Consider the following 20,407-nt stretch of genomic DNA (forward strand, 5'->3'; position numbering starts at 1 on the left):
CCTCTAAATTTTTATCACCCTGACCCGTACTGCCGTTTCGAGATTGAGGCTTAGCTGGTCGGAATGTTTAAGGTCTATTTCAAGGAGATTATCGAAATTTGTCCCTTTGCCCTTAGCAATAGGCATTCCCTTTGCCCAATGGCCGGCGCAGGCGGCGATTGAGCACGTTTGTGGATGCTGGCCCTGCATTGTCTTCAAGGTTCCCGTTACCCTCCTGCCTGTTACCGTCTCAACCACAATCGAATCACCACTTTTAAGACCCTTTGCCGTTGCGGTGTCTTCATTCATACATATGTGGTAAGTATAGGGATTCATCATGCTTGCCTCATCAATCCAGGGCTGCTCCATGGTAGCAGAGCCTGTATGAAGCACATCGCGGTACGAGAAGCAGTAAAGATCATATTCCGGGTCGTCTACTTTGTGTATTGAACAAGGTGTCCACGAAATGCACGGGGTGTACTGCGTGTAGTCAACGTCAAGCCCTATTCGATCAGTTATTACTTTCATTTTTTCCTTCATATCTATCAAAAACTCGAGATAGATAGGCACTCTGCAGTCAACGAAATATCTCCAGTAGGCTTCCTCCACCTTTTTTTGCCACTTGATAAAACCATGTTCCCGAAAGTAATCCAAGCCATGTTTCTCACCAAACCAGAACTTCAGAGACCTGTCTGCCAGACTCTCTTCGGTAAATATTTCGTCTGGTTTCAAGGCGTGTTTCTCATCAAAATCAAAAAAGTCATTCATTGATTTGTTTAGTATTGCCCTCATCCCCATTCTGTCAAAAAGCTCCCAGACAACCGGCAAAAAGCTTCTCCGTTCCTTTTCCGGCTCTACTACGGGTAGCACAGTATGGAAACACCAGTCGCCCATGCCGTAAGGATAGTTAAAATTCTGTCCCTTTCCTTCGGTCCAGCTCAACATTTCCAGGTAAGAGCAGTCAGGTAACACAATATCGGCAAAACCTTCTGTAAGCTCTGTATTAAAAAGTTCCACTACCACGATAAATGGTATCTTCTTAAGGCTATTCTCTATGGCCTCCCAGCTTCCAACACTAAGCGGAGTATTACACCCCCAGCTTAACATCATCTCGAACCTATAGGGCAGGTTGATCTTTTGCCATATTTCATCCTGATCGCTTGCCCCGAATACTCCTGGGTCAAAACCAATGCCAAAGATATCTTTCAATTGGGCATTGCCTGTCATTGCAGGATCCTTGAGGGGCCATGGCCCGCATGACTTAAATTCTTCTACCTTTATCATCCTTTCCGGCAGACGGGCCAGTTCGTATGCAATATCCCGGGTAACAACAGATCCTGACTCCACAATTAATCTGCCTTCTTTATCACGCACTGTTTCTAGTATTACTCTTCCGGTTAATCCATCAAATGTGTTCTTAACCTCGTTGATACGATGGGGCGGGTGTAACATGGCTGGCCCGAAATAATCGGTCTGCAGAAATCCATCGACCCCCATGTACGGTGAAAAAGCGAACCTGCCTGTTTCGGGATATCCAAGACACCGTGGCGGCCATCCAAGGGTACCTCCATACACGTCAGCGGATCCGACAATCCCGTTGAGGAGCCCTATGGCGAAACAGGTCATTAAGGAGTTTTCGTGACCCTCGCCTCCACGAAAAAGCACAGCGGATACCGGTCTCATGGGGACTTCATGTCCATCCAACATAACAGTGCTCCCCACTCTTGCTGCCTCGGCAAATTCCTTAGCTATAATTCGGATTTTCTCTGCCGGCACAGTTGATACCTTTGATGCCATTTCAGGTGTATACTGCTTGAGGTGCTCTTTTACACGCTCAAAAACAGGACAGCAGACAATACCATTTACCTTATACTCTCCTTCCAGCGCATAATTCACTGCACAAGCTGCCCGATAATTCGGAATCTCGCGATAATCGTGGGGTACGGCCCTTTCCTCGTCCTGATCCCAGACCAAACATCTCTTTGTTTCTTTGTCTCTTACGTATCTCCCGTCAGGCCCTATGAGGTACGGCGCATTGGTTTTTGCTTTTAGAAACACCTTATCTATAATACCCAGCTCATTTACAATGATATTGCACATGGCAAGAGCTATTGCCCCGTCAGTGCCAGGGATGACGGGCACCCATTCTGATGCTTTCCCTCCGGCATAATTGCATTGGGGATCAAAAATAACGAATTTCCCCCCTCTATCCCGGCACTCTGCAGCAAGCCTGGTGGATATTCCTGATGAATGACCTGCCGCGGTGCCTTTGCTGGCGCCAAAATAGATAATATAGTTACAATTATCATAATCCGGTACTATTGACCATGAGCTATTTATCATACCGGCGACTGCGTGCGCTCCAGCCCCACAGTGAAGTCCTCCCCCTCCTACCCAGATATTTTTCATTCCCGCGTCAAATAAAGGCTTTAGGCCAAAGGAAGAGAAAAAAGTCCTTAGTACTGAAGTCTGTGCCAGTAATTTTCCGGGCTCTTCCCGGAGTATTTTTCCGAGACGGCTGGCTATTTCGGTCAGCGCTTCTTCCCAGGATACTTCCTTCCACTTCGGATCTGCATGCAACCCTTTTTCGGGATTGGTTCGCTTTAGGGGCATATTGAGTCGGTTTGGATCGTAGAGCACCTGAAGAGCTGAGAGTCCTTTAGCACATAACCCTCCCCTTGCACCCATATCAGAATCAGGATTTCCTTCTATCTGGGTGGCTACACCGTTGATACGGTGAACTCTCACGGCACAGCCACCGTAGCACCTGCCACACATGCTCGTTATCCATGTATCATCTTGTTGGATGTTCATCGTTTTACCCCTCTAATCTTTATCTCTTTGAAATATATTCAACTTCCAATGTCCCTTAACTCCTTGATAGTAAACTGTCAACAGACCTTCTTGTATGCAACATGATCCCGAAGAGAATTATAATGAATCCTATAACGTCAAACCATCCGCTGACCTTTGTTGTCGGTGCAAATACCAGTGTTCCTCCGGTTATGAAGAACAGCCTCTCTACAAAAGTAAGTCTTTTTGCTAAGAAACCTTCGAATCCTATGGCAATAGCAATAACACCCGTTGTTGCAGTGATTATGGAGAGGATTATGGTACTCCATGATCCGTCCAGTAGCAATCCGGGGTTATAGACAAAAACAAAAGGGACTACGTAGCTCACAAAGGCTAAGCGCATGGCAATGTAGCCTGTCTTCATAGGGTCCCCTTTGGATATACTGGCAGCTACATAAGCTGCTACAGCAACAGGCGGTGTGATGAAGGACATTATACCCCAGTAAAAAACGAAGAGATGGGCAGCCATGGGAGCTACACCGGCTTTCACCATTGCCGGAGCCACAAGGATAGCAAGCACAAGGTAACATGGTACCGACGACATGCCCATCCCGAGTATAAATGAACTTACTGCCGTCAGCAGAAGGAGAAAAAACAAATTTCCCCCGGCGAGATTAACAAGCATGCTCGAAAGCTTGAAACCAAACCCGCTCGTGTCTATGGAACCAATGACGATTCCTGCCGAGGCACAGGCCATTGCAGGTACGAGAAGGTCCTTTGCCGTACTTTCCATAATCTCAATAAACCATACAACCCACCCTTTCAGGTTTTTCCTCGTCTCTTTTTTTCTTTGGAAATCTATGATCGTCACCACAATGGCAGAAAGAGCTGCATAAAGACCACAGTGCTGAACAGGGAGGTGCAGCCAGACAAGAGCATAAATGAGAACGAAGACGGGGATCACATAAAACCATTTATCTTTCAGAACTTTCTTAATGGAGGGCAATTGATCAGCAGGTAACCCGTGCAGCCTCATCTTGGCCGAATGAAAATGTACCTGTGTGAAAAGAGCTAAGTAGTAAAGCAGCGCAGGAAAGATCGCTGCGATACAGACAGAGACATAGGGAACCCCGAGCACCTCTGCTATCATGAATGCGACTATCCCCATCACCGGCGGCATAATCTGTGCGCCGTTACTGGCGCAACATTCAACTGCGCCTGCAACATTCGCTGAAAAACCGTTCTGTTTCATTAAGGGTATTGTAATTGTTCCGGTGGTAACAACATTAGCAACCGTTGCACCCTCCAATGTCCCCAAAAGGGAGCTGCCAACTATGGCGGCTTTTGCAGGACCGCCGGTCCATCTGCCTGTAAGGGCAAAGGCAAAGTCTGTTATAAAGCTTGCCGCACCGGAACTTTTAAGAATTGCTCCGAAGAACATAAATGCAACAACTATGGTAAATGCAACTGAAACGGGTAATCCAAATATTCCGTTAGGGCTGAAATAAAATAGAGTGGTAATTCTTTGGAGACTGAAAGAAAAAGTTGCCAACGGACCCGGAAGGTAAGATCCAACCAGAAGATGTGCGACGAAAAAGGCAGCGATAATTGCCATAGTGGTATTAACCATTCTTCTCGTAGCTTCTAAAATGGCTATCACGAGCATAAAACACATTACAATCTCAATATTGGTCGAAATGCCGCTCGTGAGCGCCTCTTCCCTCAGCTCAGGAAAAAATACAATATAGAATGTACTCACCAGGCTCAAGATAATAAACAGAAGGTCATGCCAACAAGTTTTATCCTCTGACATTCCTTTTTTTATAGGGTACGTCATGAAAACCATGGTTAACACCAGCCCAAGAATAAAGCTGAAATAACTAACTGCCGATATGTGCAGCCCGAATGTTTCGAAAACATTTGTCATGTATAATGCTGCGGATATGCTTATAACAATGGAAATTAATGTGATAAACGCTTTTTTGTTCATCATTCCCCTATCCCACCCTTTTTATTGCTGTTTATACTACACGCAACATATTCATCAGCGTTTATCTTTTAGCTCCAATCTCAGCGAGAAGCTTGTTTTGGCGTTCATCCAGTTCCTTTGTCCAGACCCCTATCTCCTTATAGTACTTTATTGCTCCTGGGTGATAAGGCATGTAGTTTATCCTCTTCACGGACTCGGTGCTGAAATATTTTGCCCCCGAATGGTAGGTCTTAAATTCATCGAAATGAGTCCAGACAGCCTTTGTTAGTTCATAGACAAATCTGTCGGGAAGATCTCCGTTCCCGCAAACGATGGAGGAGAATGCCGAAACGGTGACGTCCTTCGGCATGGTTTTATATGTCCCGCCCGGTATCTTCATCGGAAACATGTAGGGTACGTTTTTCACCATCTTTTTCATATGTTCATCATCTACATTGACAATTTTCATCGGATGCGTCGCTGCAAGCTCTGCCCACTTAGCGGAGGGATGGGGTGTGGGATCGATGAAGAAATCAACTTTGCCGACGATCAGCGCCTCTATCGCTTCAGTAACGGTATCATGTGGCAAAGAAGCCTTAAGATCTTCAGCCTTCATGCCGTATGCTTGCAGGGTTTCTTTAAAAAAAGTCCGGCAGATAGGAGAAGCGCGACCACCTATATGACCTGCCTTGCCCTTTAAATCCGAAGGAGAATTTATGCCCTTGCCTTCCAGCGTGGTAATGGTGTACCCCAAGGGGAAATCCTGCAGTATAACCCTCACGTTTAACCGGCCTGTTTTCTTGAAATTACCTATCCCCCGGACACAGTCGGAGCCCACATCAGGGGTTATAAAACCAAATTGTATTTCGTTCCTGTGGAGTAGCCGTGCTGTTTCTTCGGCCCCGGATGTCTTTGAGGGTATACCCGCAATTCCCAGATATTTCTCGGAGATCGCACCTATCCCGCCTGCGATAGCGTAATACACAGACCCTGTTCCCGATCCTATCGCATACGTCTTCGGCCAGTCTTTATCAGGTTTTGGTTTTTCTGGTGCAGCCCCTAAGAAGAGGAAACCAATCACAAAAATTAAACACACGTTGATAAAAGTACAACTCACCTTTTTCATAATAACCCCCTTAAATTGGTTTATGTATTATTATAGACTACAGGCAAATTTTGTGCCATTCGGTTTTAAGCGAATTTTAGGGCAAAATGCTTAAAATTTGCTTGATTAATTAAAATAGTGTATGATTTTTTTGTACATAAAATGGACATGTCCTAAAATTGGAGGGTTTTATTATGTTTTCACATGATTTAGTATCAGATATTTTTAGTGATTTAACAACCGGATATGAGTTTAATCCTGTTATTGGATGCGCTATACGATTCTTCTTACGTAACCCATATGAAAGTACGTTAATCATCGATAAAAATGGATGCGTCCAATATATGGAAAAAGCATCGGAAAGATTCCTTGGCCTGGAGCCGGGAGAAGCTAAGGGGATGGATGTTTCAAAGCTCATACCCGACTCAGCGCTCCCGTCTGTATTAAAGACAGGCAAACCAATTGTTGGAAGGATATTTGAAGTGAGGGGGGTCAAAAGAATAGGCGCTGTATATCCTTTAAAGATAAGAGGGGAAATCGTTGGGGGTCTTGGTAAGATAATATTCCAAAATCTTGTAGATGTTGAAAACATAAACAATGAAATACAGGTACTTAAAAAAGAGGTACAGCATTTCAAACAGAAAGAACAAAAAGAACATAGCTCAGTTTATACCTTTGACAACATACTTGGGGAAAGCAAAACAATAAAAGAAGCTATTGAAACTGCAAAAAATATTTCCAACCTTAATATCGATGTCATGATTTTGGGGGAGAGCGGAACGGGTAAAGAGTTGTTTGCCCATAGCATTCATAGTGCCTCTGGCTTGAATAAACCATTTGTAAAAATAAACTGCCCCGCTATTCCATTTGAACTTGCAGAGTCAGAACTTTTTGGGTACGAAAAAGGGGCATTCACCGGAGCACTGCCTTTCGGAAAGGAAGGCTATTTTGAAACGGCAAATAACGGAACAGCATTTTTGGATGAAATCTCTACACTACCACTATCAATTCAGGCAAAACTTCTTCGAGTCCTGGAAGAAAGAGAGATAAAAAGATTAGGAAGTACGAAAGCAAAAACAATAAATTTCAGGGTTGTGTCAGCCACGAATATAGATTTGAAAAACCTCTTAAATGAAGGAAAGTTTCGACAGGACCTCTATTACAGGGTCGCAAAGGCTATTATTTACATTCCTCCTTTGAGAGACAGAAGGGAAGATATACCCATTTATATTGATTACTTTATTAAAAAAATTTCCCAATCATTCAAAATGCAACCTAAGACCATATCTGACAAGGCAATGGATATTCTTTATAATTATTACTGGCCGGGCAATGTGAGAGAATTAATAAACGTATTAGACCAAACCATCATTAAGGCATCAAACGACAAAGAGATCAGAGCTGAACACCTGCCTTCTGATATTCCGGTACACGCGCAAAAACCGCACCATACTGAGGTGCCTGAAAACACGCACAGCATAAAACAGGAAATAACAGAGGCGGAGAGAAATCTCATCACGTCTGCCCTGAGGCAGACAAACGGAAACAAGAGAAAGGCGGCAATCCTTCTCTCCATGCCAAGGTCAACCCTTTACGAGAAGATAAAGAGGCATAATATTCGTCCGGATTTATGATTCGTACTCCAGGAATTACCCGTACAGTACACTGACTGGTAAATATAATAAAGTGTAGCAAAAGGTGAATAAACTGGCAACATGGAACCGCGGCCAAGTGACCTGTCCCCCAAAATTAGTACACCTTGAGAATAGAGGTTCTGTATAATACAGGATACCGGTAAGAGAGGATCAGGGAATTGAAAGATCATCATCAGCAGAGAGGTGACGAGGTCATCTCCATACTGGAAGAAGGTAGTAAAAATGCCTATCAGGTGGCATCACAGATGACATGGAATATTGATTGTGACTCCTGGAATTCTTTTCCTGCTATGCAGAAATTTTTTGCTACCGGAGAGGCGATCGCTCATTTAAAATATCTTGAGGCAAAAGGGATGATAAGAAAGGAGATGCGAGAACAAAAGATAGTATACTCAATGGCATAAATCTTCCCAAAAAGACATAAGCTGCTCTGCCGTTACCAAAATAGGATTGGGAACTAAGGACACTCTATATTCCTTCTTGCCTGAGCTTATTCTCAATACCCTGCCTTAGCTGTTTTTTATCTATCTTTATACTGCCAGCAAGAGGGAGGTCATCTAACAATTCAATTCTTTCCGGTATCTTAAATGCCGCTACACCTCTTTCTCTGAAAAAAAGTGAGATTTCCGCAAGATCCAATGTTTCCCCTTCTTTAAGCACCAAACAGCCACATACCTTTTCCCCCATTTTAGGGTCAGGTATCCCGATAACAGCAGCCTTTAGTATTTTCGAATGCTGAAGAAGGATACTCTCAATTTCAAGAGGATAAATGTTCTGACCACCCCGGATGATCATATCCTTACGTCTACCCCTGATGGTCAACCTGCCCTCATTATCAAAATTACCAAGGTCACCGGTATGAAACCACCCATCTGACCATGCATTCTGGGTTGCCTCTGAATCTCTGTAATATCCTGGCTCACAGTGTGGTCCATTCACAACAACCTCGCCTATCTCGCCCTTAGGAACTTCCTGACCCCCCTCATCAATAAGCTTGCATATATTACCGTCCAATGGCACGCCCACCGTGGTGAGGAGGTTTTCTTTTGTGTCATCCGCAAATGATGAGCTCGTTGTCCCAGCATCAAGTGTGCCGTATGCGGGCAAGCCTGGCTTTTTAAACTTCTCCCAAACCTTGAGCCCCTGATCATACGGGAGTGCAGAACCACCATATTTCACAATTCGAATAGAACTAACGTCGTATTTTTCAAAATCAGGTAGTTCAAGGATTCTAATAAGGATCGCCGGTACTGTTGCAATCACAGTCACCTTTTCTTTTTCAATGAGTGTAAGTATCTCTTCAGGGGTAAAGTATTTTGCAAGAACGATTTTTGCACCGGCCATCGGGGATGCCCTGTAGACCTCATTATAACATCCTCCCGCTATCGCAGGTGCAAATGCTCCAACAACATCCTTCTCGGTAATTTTTAATCTATTCTTTATTACCTTTCCCGTGCATTGACGAACAGCAGAAACCAATTCAACACATTTCGGCATTCCTGTTGTGCCCGTCGTTGTTGCTATTTGAAAGGTTTCGAAGGGACTAAAACGGGTTTTCTGGAAATTATCTGAAGGATATTCTCTTTTTTGAGACGCCATCTCTTTCACTGAAATAGCCCCTTCAGGCACATCATCACCTATAACAAAAACATGCCTGAGTGCGGGCAAATCAGTATTTAGCTTTTTCATCATGTTCATATAGTTAAACTGCCTGAATTCGTGAGGGATCACCATCCCTGCGGCCTCTGTATATTTGAGAATAGCAGAAACTTCTGCCTCCCGGAAATTAGGAAGCAGGGTAACCGCTACTATACCAGCCTTTTCACAGGCGAGACGGAAAGTAAAAAGATCAATACAATTATGTAATTGTATGGCGATCCTCTCATCCCTCTCAATACCAAGCTCAATCAAGGAAGCAGCCATATTGTCTATCTGTTTTTTTGATTCAGCCCATGTGATTTTCGAATCTTCTTCAACAAGAGCTACGACATCAGGGCGGGATGAGGCATTTCTATCCCAGTAGTCGGATATCAGGCTATAATCCCAGTATCCCATCCTTACATACTCATCAATCATATTCTGTGTAAATCGTGTTGGGTTCATTACATTTCCCCTTTTTTACCAAAATTATTATTTAACATCTATACTTCTTCTATTGAGTTTGTATTGTAAAGGTATTACACACGCTGCAACCATTAATCCGGCAATATCAGTCAAGATTCCCGGAATCATAAACAAGAAGCCAGATATAAACAGTCCGCATCTTAATAAATTATTGAAGAACCATTCGAATTTGTTATCACCTTTGCGAGCACCAAAACGACCAACCCAGGCGAGATATCCTTCCAGGGAAGATGCCAATAGCCACACTCCAAAGAAGGCTGTACCGCATGAATAGATTATTTTAGAGATAGACCCCTGCAACACGAGGGCCGGTTCTATAATAAAAAAGAAAGGAATTATGAATAAAACTGCACCCAGGCGCACAGCCGTCCACCCGGTCTTCATCACGCTGGCTCCGGCGAAGGCTGCCGCAGGATATACCGCAATGCATACGGGTGGGGTGATAAATGACAGTATGCCGCAATAGAGGAGAAACATATGCACTGCCATCACATTGAGCCCCAACTCCACAAGAGCCGGGGCCAGTATCACGGCCGTAAAGATATATACGGCTATTGCACTCATGCCCATTCCCAGGATAAAGCTCGCCATTGCCGTGAGAAATATCATAAATGGCAGGTTCTTGCCCGCAAGGTGCAAGATCTCACTCGGGAAAGCATGGGCAACCCCTGTGATCGCGAGTGACCCTATGACCATCCCCACAGCACAGAGAATTGCTACAAGCTGGATCATCGTCTGAGCAAAACCATAAAAAAATTCCTGAGCCTTCTTAGGGCTCAGCCTTGTATTTTTCTTCAGGTTGGTTATGAGAAGAAGAAAGACCGATGCGTAAAAGGGTGCCTGCGTCTCCATCCTATAAAACAAGAACGTTAAAAGAATTATCAGGGAAAAGAGGTAAAACCAGCCTTCCTTTATGGTTTCTCTGAATGAGGGAAGCTCAGATTTGGGCAACCCGCTTAACCCCAGTGACACAGCCCTGCCATCTACCTGGACAAGAAGTCCAAAATAATAAAGAAGAGAGGGCACTATGGCAGCAAGTACCACGTGAAGGTATGGAATGTTCAAGAAAGATGCCATGACGAAGGCTACTGCACCCATCACAGGGGGCATAAGCTGCCCGCCATTCGATGCGCATGCCTCAACAGCAGCGGCAAAATGGGCAGGATAACCTACTCTCTTCATTAGAGGGATCGTTATAGAACCGATGGTCATCACGTTTGCCACCGCGCTGCCGTTCACTGAACCAAAAAGAGCGCTGGCTATGACGGCCACCTTCGCCACACCTCCTCGCGCATGGCCAAAAAGACTCGTGGCCAGCTTCAAGAAGAAATCACCTGCACCGGTAACGCCCAGAGCAACACCGAAGATAAGATACCCTATGAGGATATTGCCCACCGTTTTGAGCGGTATACCCAGGGCACTATCAGGACTCATAATATGATAAGCAACTGTCGCCTGAAAGTCGAGACCGGCCCCTTTCAACAGTCCGGGCATAAGTTCGGCCCATAGTGGATAAAATGAAAAACAAGCCACAACAATGGACAGGGCAAGTCCGCCGGTGCGCCGCGTTGCCTCCAATACCAGGAACCAGAGTATAGTGCTGAGGACAATCATGTGCATGGGGGCGACGGCGCTCCAGCCTTTCATAAGTATATCGTAACCTTCCACGGCCATATACAGACTGATAAGAAGGCTCGCGAGAAACAACACTCCATCAAGCCATACAGAGATCGTCTTATACTTCCCCTGTCCGTTTAATCTGAATGTCAGAAACACGCTTGAGAGGAAAAGAGCCATGAGCAGGTAACTGTAAGAATTCTCAAGATCGAGATTACCAAGAAGGGAGAGATAGAACACCTGGTCGATTGCCAGGAATATACCAAAGGCAGACAGCACAACAATAATCCATTTTCTGAGATCCATATCCACTACCTCACTTTTTTAAACATATAACATGCCTTGAATTCAGGTAGACCTCTGCCAAAGGCACATACCATCCGTTTAAGATAACCGCAATACCAGAGCCTGCTTTAATCGGCCAGAATTCCAAAGAGCTCATTATGTTTCTTTGTCCAGAATTGGGGGAAGTCTTCATCCTTTATCCCTTTAGTCTGGGCTTCAGCTATAGTTCTATTCCACAAATCTTTCAGGCCTTTCTGCCGTGCGAGCCTTTTCTCCTGGACCTGGTCCCACTTTGACTTCCAAACTCCGATCTCCTTCAGGTACCGTACGGAACCTGGATGGAATATATATCCTTTGCTATTTTCGTAAAGGGCAAGACATTCTTCCTGGCTCCAAAAACGTTTCATCAGATCCGATTTTTTTGCCATAATAGGATAAGACTCGTTTATTGCCTTCGTCATGAAGTACGCCATGTCATCATCCAGAAAATCGTAGGCAACTGTAGCCGGGTAAGGATAGCTCGAACATTCAACAGGTTTTGCGTCTGAGACACCGGGACCAAACTTTGCCTTATAGGGGGAAAGGGCCGGGAGAATTTTATTCAGCCTTGCCCAACCCGCTTTGTCGGCAACGGGAAGCTCTATAAACCCAACGCCGTGAGGGCTTGCCTGGAGCTCGTAGGCCGGCGGCACGGTGATGGCAGCCATCGCTACATCAATCTTACCATCAACAAGGGCTTTCAGCATCGCGCCAAACCCTGATACCTGAACCTTTTGCACATCGTTCCAGGTGAGGTTGCCGAACGCCAGCAAACCTTCGTGAAACGTGTTGAACACCGAGCCCGGGATCCAGGGGACCCTCTTTCCCTTCAGATCGGCACATTTCTTTATTCCCGAATCTCCTCTCACTATCCCCACATGACCTGGCTGCCGTGCTAACCAGACTACTCTGAGAGGTTGGGGGCCCCATTTTTTGTCGGCATATCTGTCTAATCCCTCTGCCGCAAAGTAGACGTCCCCACCCTGGCCGCAAAACTCTACCTGTTTATTCTTCACGGGGATTATCCTGGCTATATCAGTACCGATAGGCATGGCTCTCAACTTCGTTTTAAATTTCTCGCCAATGGCTTCTCCCAGAAAACCGTACATTACATACCCGGTAGCACCGATGTCATAGGTTGCCAGCTTGATAATATCCGGGGCCTTTACCTTTGAAGGCTGTGCCGGAGATTTGCCTTGCGCCTGTGTCATACAAGGAAACAATAGGACTACCGACAGGATCACTGAAACAAACAACAAACCAAACATTCTTGTGTGCCCAGTCATAAACATACTTTTCCGTTTCATAATACCCTCCTTTTTTTGTTTTTCCGGTGTCATACACCGGCTACTCAGGTGACTCTTTTTCATCTCTAAAATATACCCTTAAACTTCGTCATTACCCTTTCTTTTATTTCAGGAGAAGATATACTTATTGGCGGGAAACTATTCTTCCAATGATATGGTCTGCACGCGTTGATGAATACCTTTGCTGTAGTATAATCCCCGCTTTCCCTCTTTTCGGGAGGAAGTATCGGGTCCAGGGGGCTCGAAAGAAAACCAGGCATAATATGAATCGCCGTCTCAGGGTCCGACCTTGTACATACCGCCCATAATACCTCATCCAGGTTAGAAGGATCGACATCGTCATCTACGGTAATAATATACCTTCCGGTACATGCACCCTCCACGAGGAGGGCCCCCACTGCGGTGGCGACCTGTCTCGCATGCCCCAGGAACTTCTGCTGCAGTGAGATCACGCATATTATCCTGTTCCCCGGGCCGTGCACATATATACCTTTTATCCCCTGTAAGCCAAGTTTTTCAATGTCGGTCCACAACTTGATGGCATTATGGAGAGGGACAGGATACACGTTTATTGACGATATGACGGCAGGCTGCCCCAGGATTATGGGATCATTTCTAAAATAGATCCTTTTGATGTGGACTACAGGTTCATTCCTTTTCCCCGACGCATAATATCCTGTCCATTCTCCGAAGGGACCTTCCGGCCTGCCATCCTTATCCGGCGGGGGAGAAAAACCCTCAATGACAATTTCCGCATTCGCGGGTATTGGTAACCCGGTTTCTTTACCGATAATAACATCTACAGGCTTATTCTGCATATAACCAACAAAATCCAGTTCCGGAACACCCCATGGCAAACCCAATGTTGCACAGCCAAAGATTAATGGTTGCTGGCCAAAGCACATAACTACCGGGCAATCCATCCCCTGGGCCCAATATTTTTCTCTCATTATTAAGGCATGCTTCCCTGGTGAAGTATAAAACGAAACCGTTTCCTTGTCATGGATCATGACGCGGTAGGTTCCGACATTGACCCACCCTTCATTGAGATCCCTCGTGATGGTTGTAACCCCCGTTCCGATATATCTTCCCCCATCGAGTTCATGCCATTTTGGTGCAGGAAATCTCAATACATCTATGTCCTTACCTTCCAGGATATTTTCCAGGATTGGGCCGCTGTCGACAACCCTGGGAGGTACGGGAACAAACCTTTTCAGCTTGTCCATCCAGTATCTTATTGCTTCAATATTACCCAGCTCCTCCGGCATACCGAAGGCTATTTTCTGGAAGGTGTCCCTGTAAAGAACGTTTGTTGCAATGCGATAACCCTGAGGGTAATCCTTGATCTTATCAAACAACAGGGCGGGCCCTTTTCTTTCAGCCATGATCTCGTTTAGGGCGCCTATTTCCAGGTTCCAGTCGGCCCCCTCAACGCGAGCCAGATGACCTTTTTCTTCAAGGATGTTTAGGAACATCCTTAGGTCTTGAGGTATATTACTATCTTTTTTCACCATAACCCTCCTGTTGTGTCATGATTTAACTGGCCAGCAATCTTTCTTGCTCACGTCTTGAGCGCGGTTCCATGTTGCCAGTTTATTCACCTTTTGCTAGACTTTATTATATCTACCGGTCGGTAAACAATTATTATACGGTATTAGAAATTTTGTCAAGCGGTTTTTATAAGCGGGGAGGACTGGGGCTATACCCGTTGATTATTGGATATTCTTTGATTGGTAATTAATAATGTTCGATTATCGTATCTACCCGTACAGCACACTGACTGGCTCATATTTCGTACCCTGGATGGCAGGGTAGATACCTGCCAGAATGCCCACCGCTATACTGATGATGAGGGAAAGCAGGATATTCCCCAGATACAAAGCAAAGGGAAGTTTACTGAAATAACTGACAATCATGGTGATGATAAACCCCACAGCCACACCCAAAGCTCCTCCGACCAGCGCTACAATAACCGACTCCGTGAGGAACTGAAATATTATATCCCTTTTTTTGGAACCCACAACCCTTCTTATCCCTATCTCTAGCTTTCTCTCGGATATGGAAAGGAGCATAATGGCAAATATGCCGAGTCCTCCTATTAAAAAAGAAACAGTCGAGGCTATTATTGTCAGAACCGATACAAGGCGGATGCCCTGTTCCTGCGTTTTGACAACATCATCCATGGTGAAAATCGAAAAATCGTCCTTTTGCTCCGGTTTCATATTATGTATTTTCCGTATGAATGTCCTCAGTTTCTGTTTCATCTGCGGGAGGTCAACACCGGCCTTCACCTTAAGATAAGCGCCTTTTATATAGTCGACATTGCTGTAACGTCTCATCAATGTGTTTAAAGGCATATAGACCTGCAAATCCTGATCCTGTCCAGTCAGATCTGTCCCTTTTTCATCCATAACGCCTATAATCTGCGTGGGCACCCTGGATATAAGGATATATTTGCCTATCGGGTTGCCTGATTGAAAAAAATTATCAAATACTTTATATCCAACAACAGCCTTTTTTTCTGCATTAAGATTTTCAGCGTTTGTAAAATACCTGCCCATCACAAGTTCCAAGTTCCTTATTTTGAATATTGTATCGGTGGCCCCCGTGATGCTCACCGTAATCTTTTTGTCTTCGTAACCGGCAGGATACGAAATGTCAAAAAACGGCACAGCCTCTACAACATCTGAAAGTGAGTCTTTGATTCTATTTACATCTTCAAGTTTCAGGGTCTTCGATTCGCCGAACTGGTGCGTGCCTCTACCACCCACATGTACAATCCCTGTCCGCAGAACAATCAAATCTTTCCCGAATTTATCGATTTCATTTTCAATCTGTTTTTTCAAACCATCACTAATATTGCCGAAGGCAACAAGGCTCATAACCGCAAAAAGGATGCCAAGCAGTGCAAGCCCCATCCTGGCCTTATGTATAACAAGATTTTGAAAGGCTATCCTGAGATAAAGTCTGAATGAGTATATCATCCCCTTATTGCCTCTATCGGTTCAATCCTGCTCGCACGTAACGCCGGCTTGAGACCGGAAAGCAAACCGGTAAGAAAGCTGAAGAGAAGGGCAAAGACAACAACCTTATAGGAAAATAACATGGGAATATCAAAGAGCTTTTCAAAGGTCCCGCCAAGTGCCACGCTCAACAGGATGCCTGCTATTCCACCGATGAACGTTATAATTATCGATTCAAAGAGAAAAGAAAACAGAATTCCCCTTCTTGTCGCCCCGTAAGCCCTTCTGATGCCGATATCTTTGCGTCGTTCCTGTATGGTCAGATAAAAGAGGTTTGCAAGGACAAAACCGCTTACAACAAGCGCCACTATTGCTGCTATACCCAGGAAAAGGAAAAGCTGACCCGAGATCACCGTAACAAATTTCATTATGTCTTTAGAGCTCCTTATTGTAAAATCGTCCTCTGCTGTCCCTCGAAGACCATGATTGCTTCTCAGTACCGTTCTCATGTCTTCAACGGTCTTGTCGATATCCCTGTCAGTCTTGAGCCTCATCATGCCCAGATATCGTTTTTCATTGGCAATCCTGCTCATTACTGTTGTCAAGGGCATGACTACCCTGTCGTCAATATTGGGGCCACCCACGGCGCCCCCTTTTTCTTGAAGCACTCCTATAACCTTTGTCGGAAGTTTGCCTACAAGTATTGTCTTCCCAATCGCATCTTCACCCTTGAACAGTTCGTCATACACCTTTGCACCGATAATACACACTGCCTCTGCATTGTCATAGTCATAGGTTACAAATGGCGTGCCCGCCTGAAAACCCCATGAAAAGGATTCAAAGTAGTTCGTGGTAGAACCTACTACCTGGGTTTGCCATTTTTCCCCTTTATACTTCATCATGACATTCCTTACCTGATAAACCTTCATCAGATCATAGATCCCTTCTATCCTGTAAAGCGAATCTGCATCCCGGAAGGTTAAACTATTGATTCTCACCCTTGCTGCCCGCTGCCTCTCCCCGCCGCCAAAAACCATGATGGAGTCCGGACCGAGCACTTCAAAAATATCATGTGCTTTCTTGTTGGCCCCGTCAATCGTGGTAATAATGATGCAGATGGAAAGTATGCCCAATGCAACACCGGAAAAAGAAAATATCACCCTCCCCCGGTAATAATAGAGTATCTTAAGGATTTCTTCGAGAAATTCTCTAAGTTGCAGTATCTTGAGAGATAGCCCCATCCTCAATCCTTATCAGCCTCTTGCCGAAAGAGGCAAGCTTCGGGTCATGGGTAACAACGATAACGGTCCTTCCTTCTTCGTTGAGCATGCAAAACAGCTCCATAATCTCATTGCCGGTTTTAGAATCCAGAGCACCGGTAGGTTCATCGGCAAGGATAAGATCGGGATCGTTAATAAGCGCCCTGGCTATGGCAACCCGCTGCTGCTCTCCGCCTGACAGTTGCGAAGGCTTGTTGTGTATCCTCTCAGCAAGACTGAATTTTCCCAGAAGCTGCCTGGCCTTTTCACGGGGATGTTTTATCTGTTTTTTTGAATATACGATCGGGATGAGGACATTCTCGATCGCATTAAGATAAGGAAGCAAAAAAAACTGCTGGAAGACAAAACCTATATGCATATTCCTGAATCCAGCAAGAGCCTCATCATCGATACCGTTGATGCTCGTGCCCATAAACTCATATTCACCCTCTGTTTGTTTATCAAGCAAACCCACAATATTCATAAGGGTGGTTTTACCCGACCCTGAAACACCCATAAGAATAACAAACTCACCCTGCCCGATCTCAAGGTCTATACCCTTGAGGATGGGCAGCTCGCGTTCTCCTATGAAATAACTCTTTTTGATATGTTTAAGGCTAATCACTTCTTTACGCCAGGTGTGCTGTTTGTCTGGGCCTTTTTTATAGAAGGTATAACAATTTGCTCTCCCTCAGCAAGGCCTGAAACAATTTCTGTAAAATTATCATCCCTTATGCCGGGGGTCACTGCCCTGCGTTCCGCCTTATCTTTGCCCCTATTGATATACACCACGTTTTTGCCTTCCTCGAACCTGACAGCATTATTCGGCACAATAAGCACGTTTGTCTTTTCTTCAACGATGATCCTCACATGGGTTGTCATCTCCGGTCTGAGAAGTGCCGCATCTTTCGGGTCTATCTTCACAATGGCAAGGTAATACACGATATTGTCCTTTATTTCAGGCTGTGGATAGATCATGTCAACCTTCCCCGAGAACCTCTTGTCGCGGTATGTATCCACCCAGTACTCAACCTTTACGCCGGGCTTGGTCCTTCCTATATCCGTTTCATCGACATATATCCACATTTCAAGCTTGCTGGGGTCGATAATTGTAATAAGAATCGCCGCAGAAAGACCGGATACCACCGTTTCCCCTTCCTGTGTGGAAACCGTTGATACATAGCCTGATATAGGGGTATATATCTTTGTATAACTCAGAGAGACCTCAAGGGCCTTCAGTTTTTCTACAGCCCCTTTCACCTTTGCTTTTCCGAGCGCCACCTGCGCAACGGCTACATCCAGTTCCTTTTTTGCCTTATCCACAGCATCCTTTGTCGTGAATTCCTTTTCAAGAAGTCTCTCTTCCCGTTCGAAATCGTTTTTGTTATAAAGATACTGGGCGTTTTTAACCTCCAGATCCTTTTTTTGCTCCTCTATCTGGGCCTCAAGGTTTCTTTTGTTGGCAAGGAGTTCGCGGTCATCGATAGTGGCTATCAATTCCCCCTTTTTTACATAGTCACCGACCTGGTATTTCAACCGGGTAAGCACGCCGGTAGCCCTGGTGCCTACCTTAACGATGGCTCCCACCTGGGCCTTAATAATACCGGTCTGTTCAGTGAAGTAGGTTACGCTTCCCCGTTTTACTGTAAACGATTCCCCGTCTTTTGAGGGCTTACCTTTCCCGCGTGCAACAAAGAATATAACCAGCCCTGCAATGACTATCGCCGCAATCGCGGCAGTGATGTATTTTTTTCTTTTATTCATCATAGATGTATGCCACCTTCTCAAGATAGGACAGGGCAACGTTGGCCCTGTAAAGCGCGTCGACTTCATTTTCCTTTGCGGACGCAAGGTCTTTCTCGCTCTGAAGAAGGCTCAGGATATCGCCCTTGCCGACCCTGTATTCACCAAGCAACTGGTTAAATGTCGTGGTCGCTTCCCTTACCAGTTCTTTATACAAACTGACATTTGCCAGGGTAAGCTCATAGTCCTTGATTGCCTTTATGATGTCGAGCCTGACAGTACGCTTTGTTTCTTCAAGCCGCTGTTTTGCAGCACCCACATCGCTCAGGGCTCCCTTCATATTGTAATATCTTCCGACGCCGTCAAAAAGCGGGAATGTGAAATTAATCATGAAGGAGTCACTTCTTCCTTCAGGAAAAAACCTTTTGTCCTGCCTGGTCTGTTGAAGTTCCGCGTCAATTTTGGGAAACCAGGCGCTCCTTTTTTCTGCATAGGCCATATTCAACCGCTCTATCTCCTTTTCCTGGGTCATTATCTCGGGCTTCAAGCGAATGGCGCGCTCGGCAAGGCTTGCGTAATCGGCCCTGTAACCCGGCTCTTCAAGAGGCCCATCGGCATCGACGGTCTCTTCGGTTTTCATGAATATGAGTGACTTCAAATCTTCGAGGGCCTTTTCGTATTCCCTTTCCGCCCTCTGCACATCTATCTTGGCCGTAGTCATCCTCACCTCTGCCTGGAGGACATCGCTTTTCCTGGTTATCCCTTCCTGGTACCTTGCAAATGTGAGCTTATAAATCCTCTCTGCGCTGTTAAAGGCCTCCCGCCTTTTCCCGACGATCAGCCCGCTGCCAAGGGCCGTGTAAAAAGCGTTTTTTATGCTGTAGATGACATCCTGGCGTATGCCTTTATATCTCTCTTTCTCACGTTCGAGAAGGGAGTATGACCCTTTCCGTTTTGCGTACCTTTCGCCGCCGTCAAATATCCTGTAGGAAATACTTCCGGCAAACGTGTAAGCATCCAGCGAAGACCCCACATCCGATGCGGAGCTGAAGCTCGAATAACTGCTCACAGAATCCCTTGAATTGAGAGACCGTATGTATGAGCTCTGGATATCCACCCTCGGCAGATAGGGGTCAATTGTGGAGATGTAAGAAAACCGGTAGCTTTCAACGATCTCTTTCTGTTCTTTTAAAAGATACGAGCCGTCTACGGCTCGCTTTAACGCTTCATCGAGGGTGATGGATAATGCCGTACCTGATACAAAGGCGAGAATGACAAAAACAGCGAGCACGATCTTCATTTTTGCCCTTTTATACCATAGTTTCGTGAATTATTCAAAGATACATCGATCAAGGTTACGGACCTCCTGCCGGTAACTGAACAATTGTTCACATGAACATATGTTCATTTTATATGAAGTGTGTTTGCCTGTCAATATGTTTTTTAATAGCACCAGCTTGCAGGACCATCAAAAAATCCAATTGTTCTGATGCACAATACGCATAAAAATGAACGTAATTCATTTTCTACACTCCAACTAAAAAATAGTAACCATGATGGCGGTAGGCC

Annotated in this window: 14 protein-coding genes; 2 read left to right on the plus strand and 12 right to left on the minus strand. The window is 45.2% G+C overall.

All coding sequences use genetic code 11. The features are described 5' to 3' along the window. Nucleotides 1-3 precede the first annotated feature (3 nt). Genes PHU49_02145 through PHU49_02155 form a run of 3 tightly spaced genes read right to left on the minus strand, consistent with a single transcriptional unit; the run spans nucleotide 4 to nucleotide 5,867 of the window. Nucleotides 4-2,793 (minus strand): molybdopterin-dependent oxidoreductase, encoded by a 2,790-nt coding sequence (locus PHU49_02145; GenBank protein MDD5242794.1) that lies wholly within the window; start codon nucleotides 2,791-2,793, stop codon nucleotides 4-6. Nucleotides 2,794-2,848: 55 nt separating this feature from the next. After that, on the minus strand, nucleotides 2,849-4,765 hold the full coding sequence (locus PHU49_02150) for a TRAP transporter fused permease subunit (protein MDD5242795.1): 1,917 nt from the start codon (nucleotides 4,763-4,765) through the stop codon (nucleotides 2,849-2,851). A gap of 58 nt (nucleotides 4,766-4,823) precedes the next feature. Next, a complete protein-coding gene (locus PHU49_02155; protein ID MDD5242796.1) occupies nucleotides 4,824-5,867 on the minus strand; it encodes a TAXI family TRAP transporter solute-binding subunit in 1,044 nt (347 codons plus the stop codon). Between the two features lie 173 nt (nucleotides 5,868-6,040). Between PHU49_02155 and PHU49_02160 the strand changes: the two genes are divergently transcribed. Further along, entirely contained in the window at nucleotides 6,041-7,480 is a 1,440-nt protein-coding gene (locus PHU49_02160; protein ID MDD5242797.1) for a sigma 54-interacting transcriptional regulator, read from the plus strand. Nucleotides 7,481-7,659: 179 nt separating this feature from the next. Next, nucleotides 7,660-7,905, plus strand: coding sequence for a hypothetical protein (locus tag PHU49_02165; protein ID MDD5242798.1), 246 nt, complete (start codon nucleotides 7,660-7,662; stop codon nucleotides 7,903-7,905). Between the two features lie 64 nt (nucleotides 7,906-7,969). Here the strand turns inward: PHU49_02165 and PHU49_02170 are convergent, their stop codons facing one another. From PHU49_02170 to PHU49_02210, 9 genes are all read right to left on the minus strand, one after another. Next, nucleotides 7,970-9,604, minus strand: coding sequence for a class I adenylate-forming enzyme family protein (locus PHU49_02170; protein ID MDD5242799.1), 1,635 nt, complete (start codon nucleotides 9,602-9,604; stop codon nucleotides 7,970-7,972). Nucleotides 9,605-9,631: 27 nt separating this feature from the next. Beyond that, nucleotides 9,632-11,548: a TRAP transporter fused permease subunit gene (locus PHU49_02175; GenBank protein MDD5242800.1), complete on the minus strand. Its 1,917-nt coding sequence runs from the start codon at nucleotides 11,546-11,548 to the stop codon at nucleotides 9,632-9,634. Between the two features lie 107 nt (nucleotides 11,549-11,655). Then, nucleotides 11,656-12,873 carry a TAXI family TRAP transporter solute-binding subunit gene (locus PHU49_02180; GenBank protein ID MDD5242801.1) on the minus strand — a complete coding sequence of 406 codons (1,218 nt, stop codon included), beginning with the start codon at nucleotides 12,871-12,873 and terminating at the stop codon, nucleotides 11,656-11,658. 65 nt (nucleotides 12,874-12,938) lie between these two features. After that, entirely contained in the window at nucleotides 12,939-14,387 is a 1,449-nt protein-coding gene (locus tag PHU49_02185; GenBank protein MDD5242802.1) for a UbiD family decarboxylase, read from the minus strand. 246 nt (nucleotides 14,388-14,633) lie between these two features. Then, nucleotides 14,634-15,857, minus strand: a complete 1,224-nt coding sequence (locus PHU49_02190) for an ABC transporter permease (protein MDD5242803.1) — start codon at nucleotides 15,855-15,857, stop codon at nucleotides 14,634-14,636. Beyond that, nucleotides 15,854-17,077 carry an ABC transporter permease gene (locus PHU49_02195; protein MDD5242804.1) on the minus strand — a complete coding sequence of 408 codons (1,224 nt, stop codon included), beginning with the start codon at nucleotides 17,075-17,077 and terminating at the stop codon, nucleotides 15,854-15,856. Before PHU49_02195 ends, PHU49_02190 begins: the two co-directional genes overlap by 4 nt. Continuing rightward, nucleotides 17,046-17,720: an ABC transporter ATP-binding protein gene (locus PHU49_02200; GenBank protein MDD5242805.1), complete on the minus strand. Its 675-nt coding sequence runs from the start codon at nucleotides 17,718-17,720 to the stop codon at nucleotides 17,046-17,048. The genes PHU49_02195 and PHU49_02200 overlap by 32 nt, the downstream gene beginning before the upstream one ends. Next, entirely contained in the window at nucleotides 17,717-18,862 is a 1,146-nt protein-coding gene (locus PHU49_02205; GenBank protein ID MDD5242806.1) for an efflux RND transporter periplasmic adaptor subunit, read from the minus strand. The genes PHU49_02200 and PHU49_02205 overlap by 4 nt, the downstream gene beginning before the upstream one ends. Beyond that, complete coding sequence (locus PHU49_02210; protein ID MDD5242807.1) at nucleotides 18,852-20,138, minus strand: TolC family protein; 1,287 nt, start codon at nucleotides 20,136-20,138, stop codon at nucleotides 18,852-18,854. Before PHU49_02210 ends, PHU49_02205 begins: the two co-directional genes overlap by 11 nt. Nucleotides 20,139-20,407 lie beyond the last annotated feature (269 nt).

This window comes from Syntrophorhabdaceae bacterium (assembly GCA_028713955.1).
Taxonomy (GTDB): domain Bacteria; phylum Desulfobacterota; class Syntrophorhabdia; order Syntrophorhabdales; family Syntrophorhabdaceae; genus UBA5609.

Bases quoted from the DNA above. Each gene is read 5' to 3' on its own strand.
- PHU49_02180 (MDD5242801.1), bottom strand. From the start codon at position 12,873: ATGAAACGGAAAAGTATGTTTATGACTGGGCACACAAGAATGTTTGGT.
- PHU49_02155 (MDD5242796.1), bottom strand. From the start codon at position 5,867: ATGAAAAAGGTGAGTTGTACTTTTATCAACGTGTGTTTAATTTTTGTG.
- PHU49_02210 (MDD5242807.1), bottom strand. From the start codon at position 20,138: ATGAAGATCGTGCTCGCTGTTTTTGTCATTCTCGCCTTTGTATCAGGT.
- PHU49_02205 (MDD5242806.1), bottom strand. From the start codon at position 18,862: ATGATGAATAAAAGAAAAAAATACATCACTGCCGCGATTGCGGCGATA.
- PHU49_02175 (MDD5242800.1), bottom strand. From the start codon at position 11,548: ATGGATCTCAGAAAATGGATTATTGTTGTGCTGTCTGCCTTTGGTATA.
- PHU49_02185 (MDD5242802.1), bottom strand. From the start codon at position 14,387: ATGGTGAAAAAAGATAGTAATATACCTCAAGACCTAAGGATGTTCCTA.
- PHU49_02145 (MDD5242794.1), bottom strand. From the start codon at position 2,793: ATGAACATCCAACAAGATGATACATGGATAACGAGCATGTGTGGCAGG.
- PHU49_02190 (MDD5242803.1), bottom strand. From the start codon at position 15,857: ATGATATACTCATTCAGACTTTATCTCAGGATAGCCTTTCAAAATCTT.
- PHU49_02195 (MDD5242804.1), bottom strand. From the start codon at position 17,077: ATGGGGCTATCTCTCAAGATACTGCAACTTAGAGAATTTCTCGAAGAA.
- PHU49_02150 (MDD5242795.1), bottom strand. From the start codon at position 4,765: ATGATGAACAAAAAAGCGTTTATCACATTAATTTCCATTGTTATAAGC.
- PHU49_02160 (MDD5242797.1), top strand. From the start codon at position 6,041: ATGTTTTCACATGATTTAGTATCAGATATTTTTAGTGATTTAACAACC.
- PHU49_02170 (MDD5242799.1), bottom strand. From the start codon at position 9,604: ATGAACCCAACACGATTTACACAGAATATGATTGATGAGTATGTAAGG.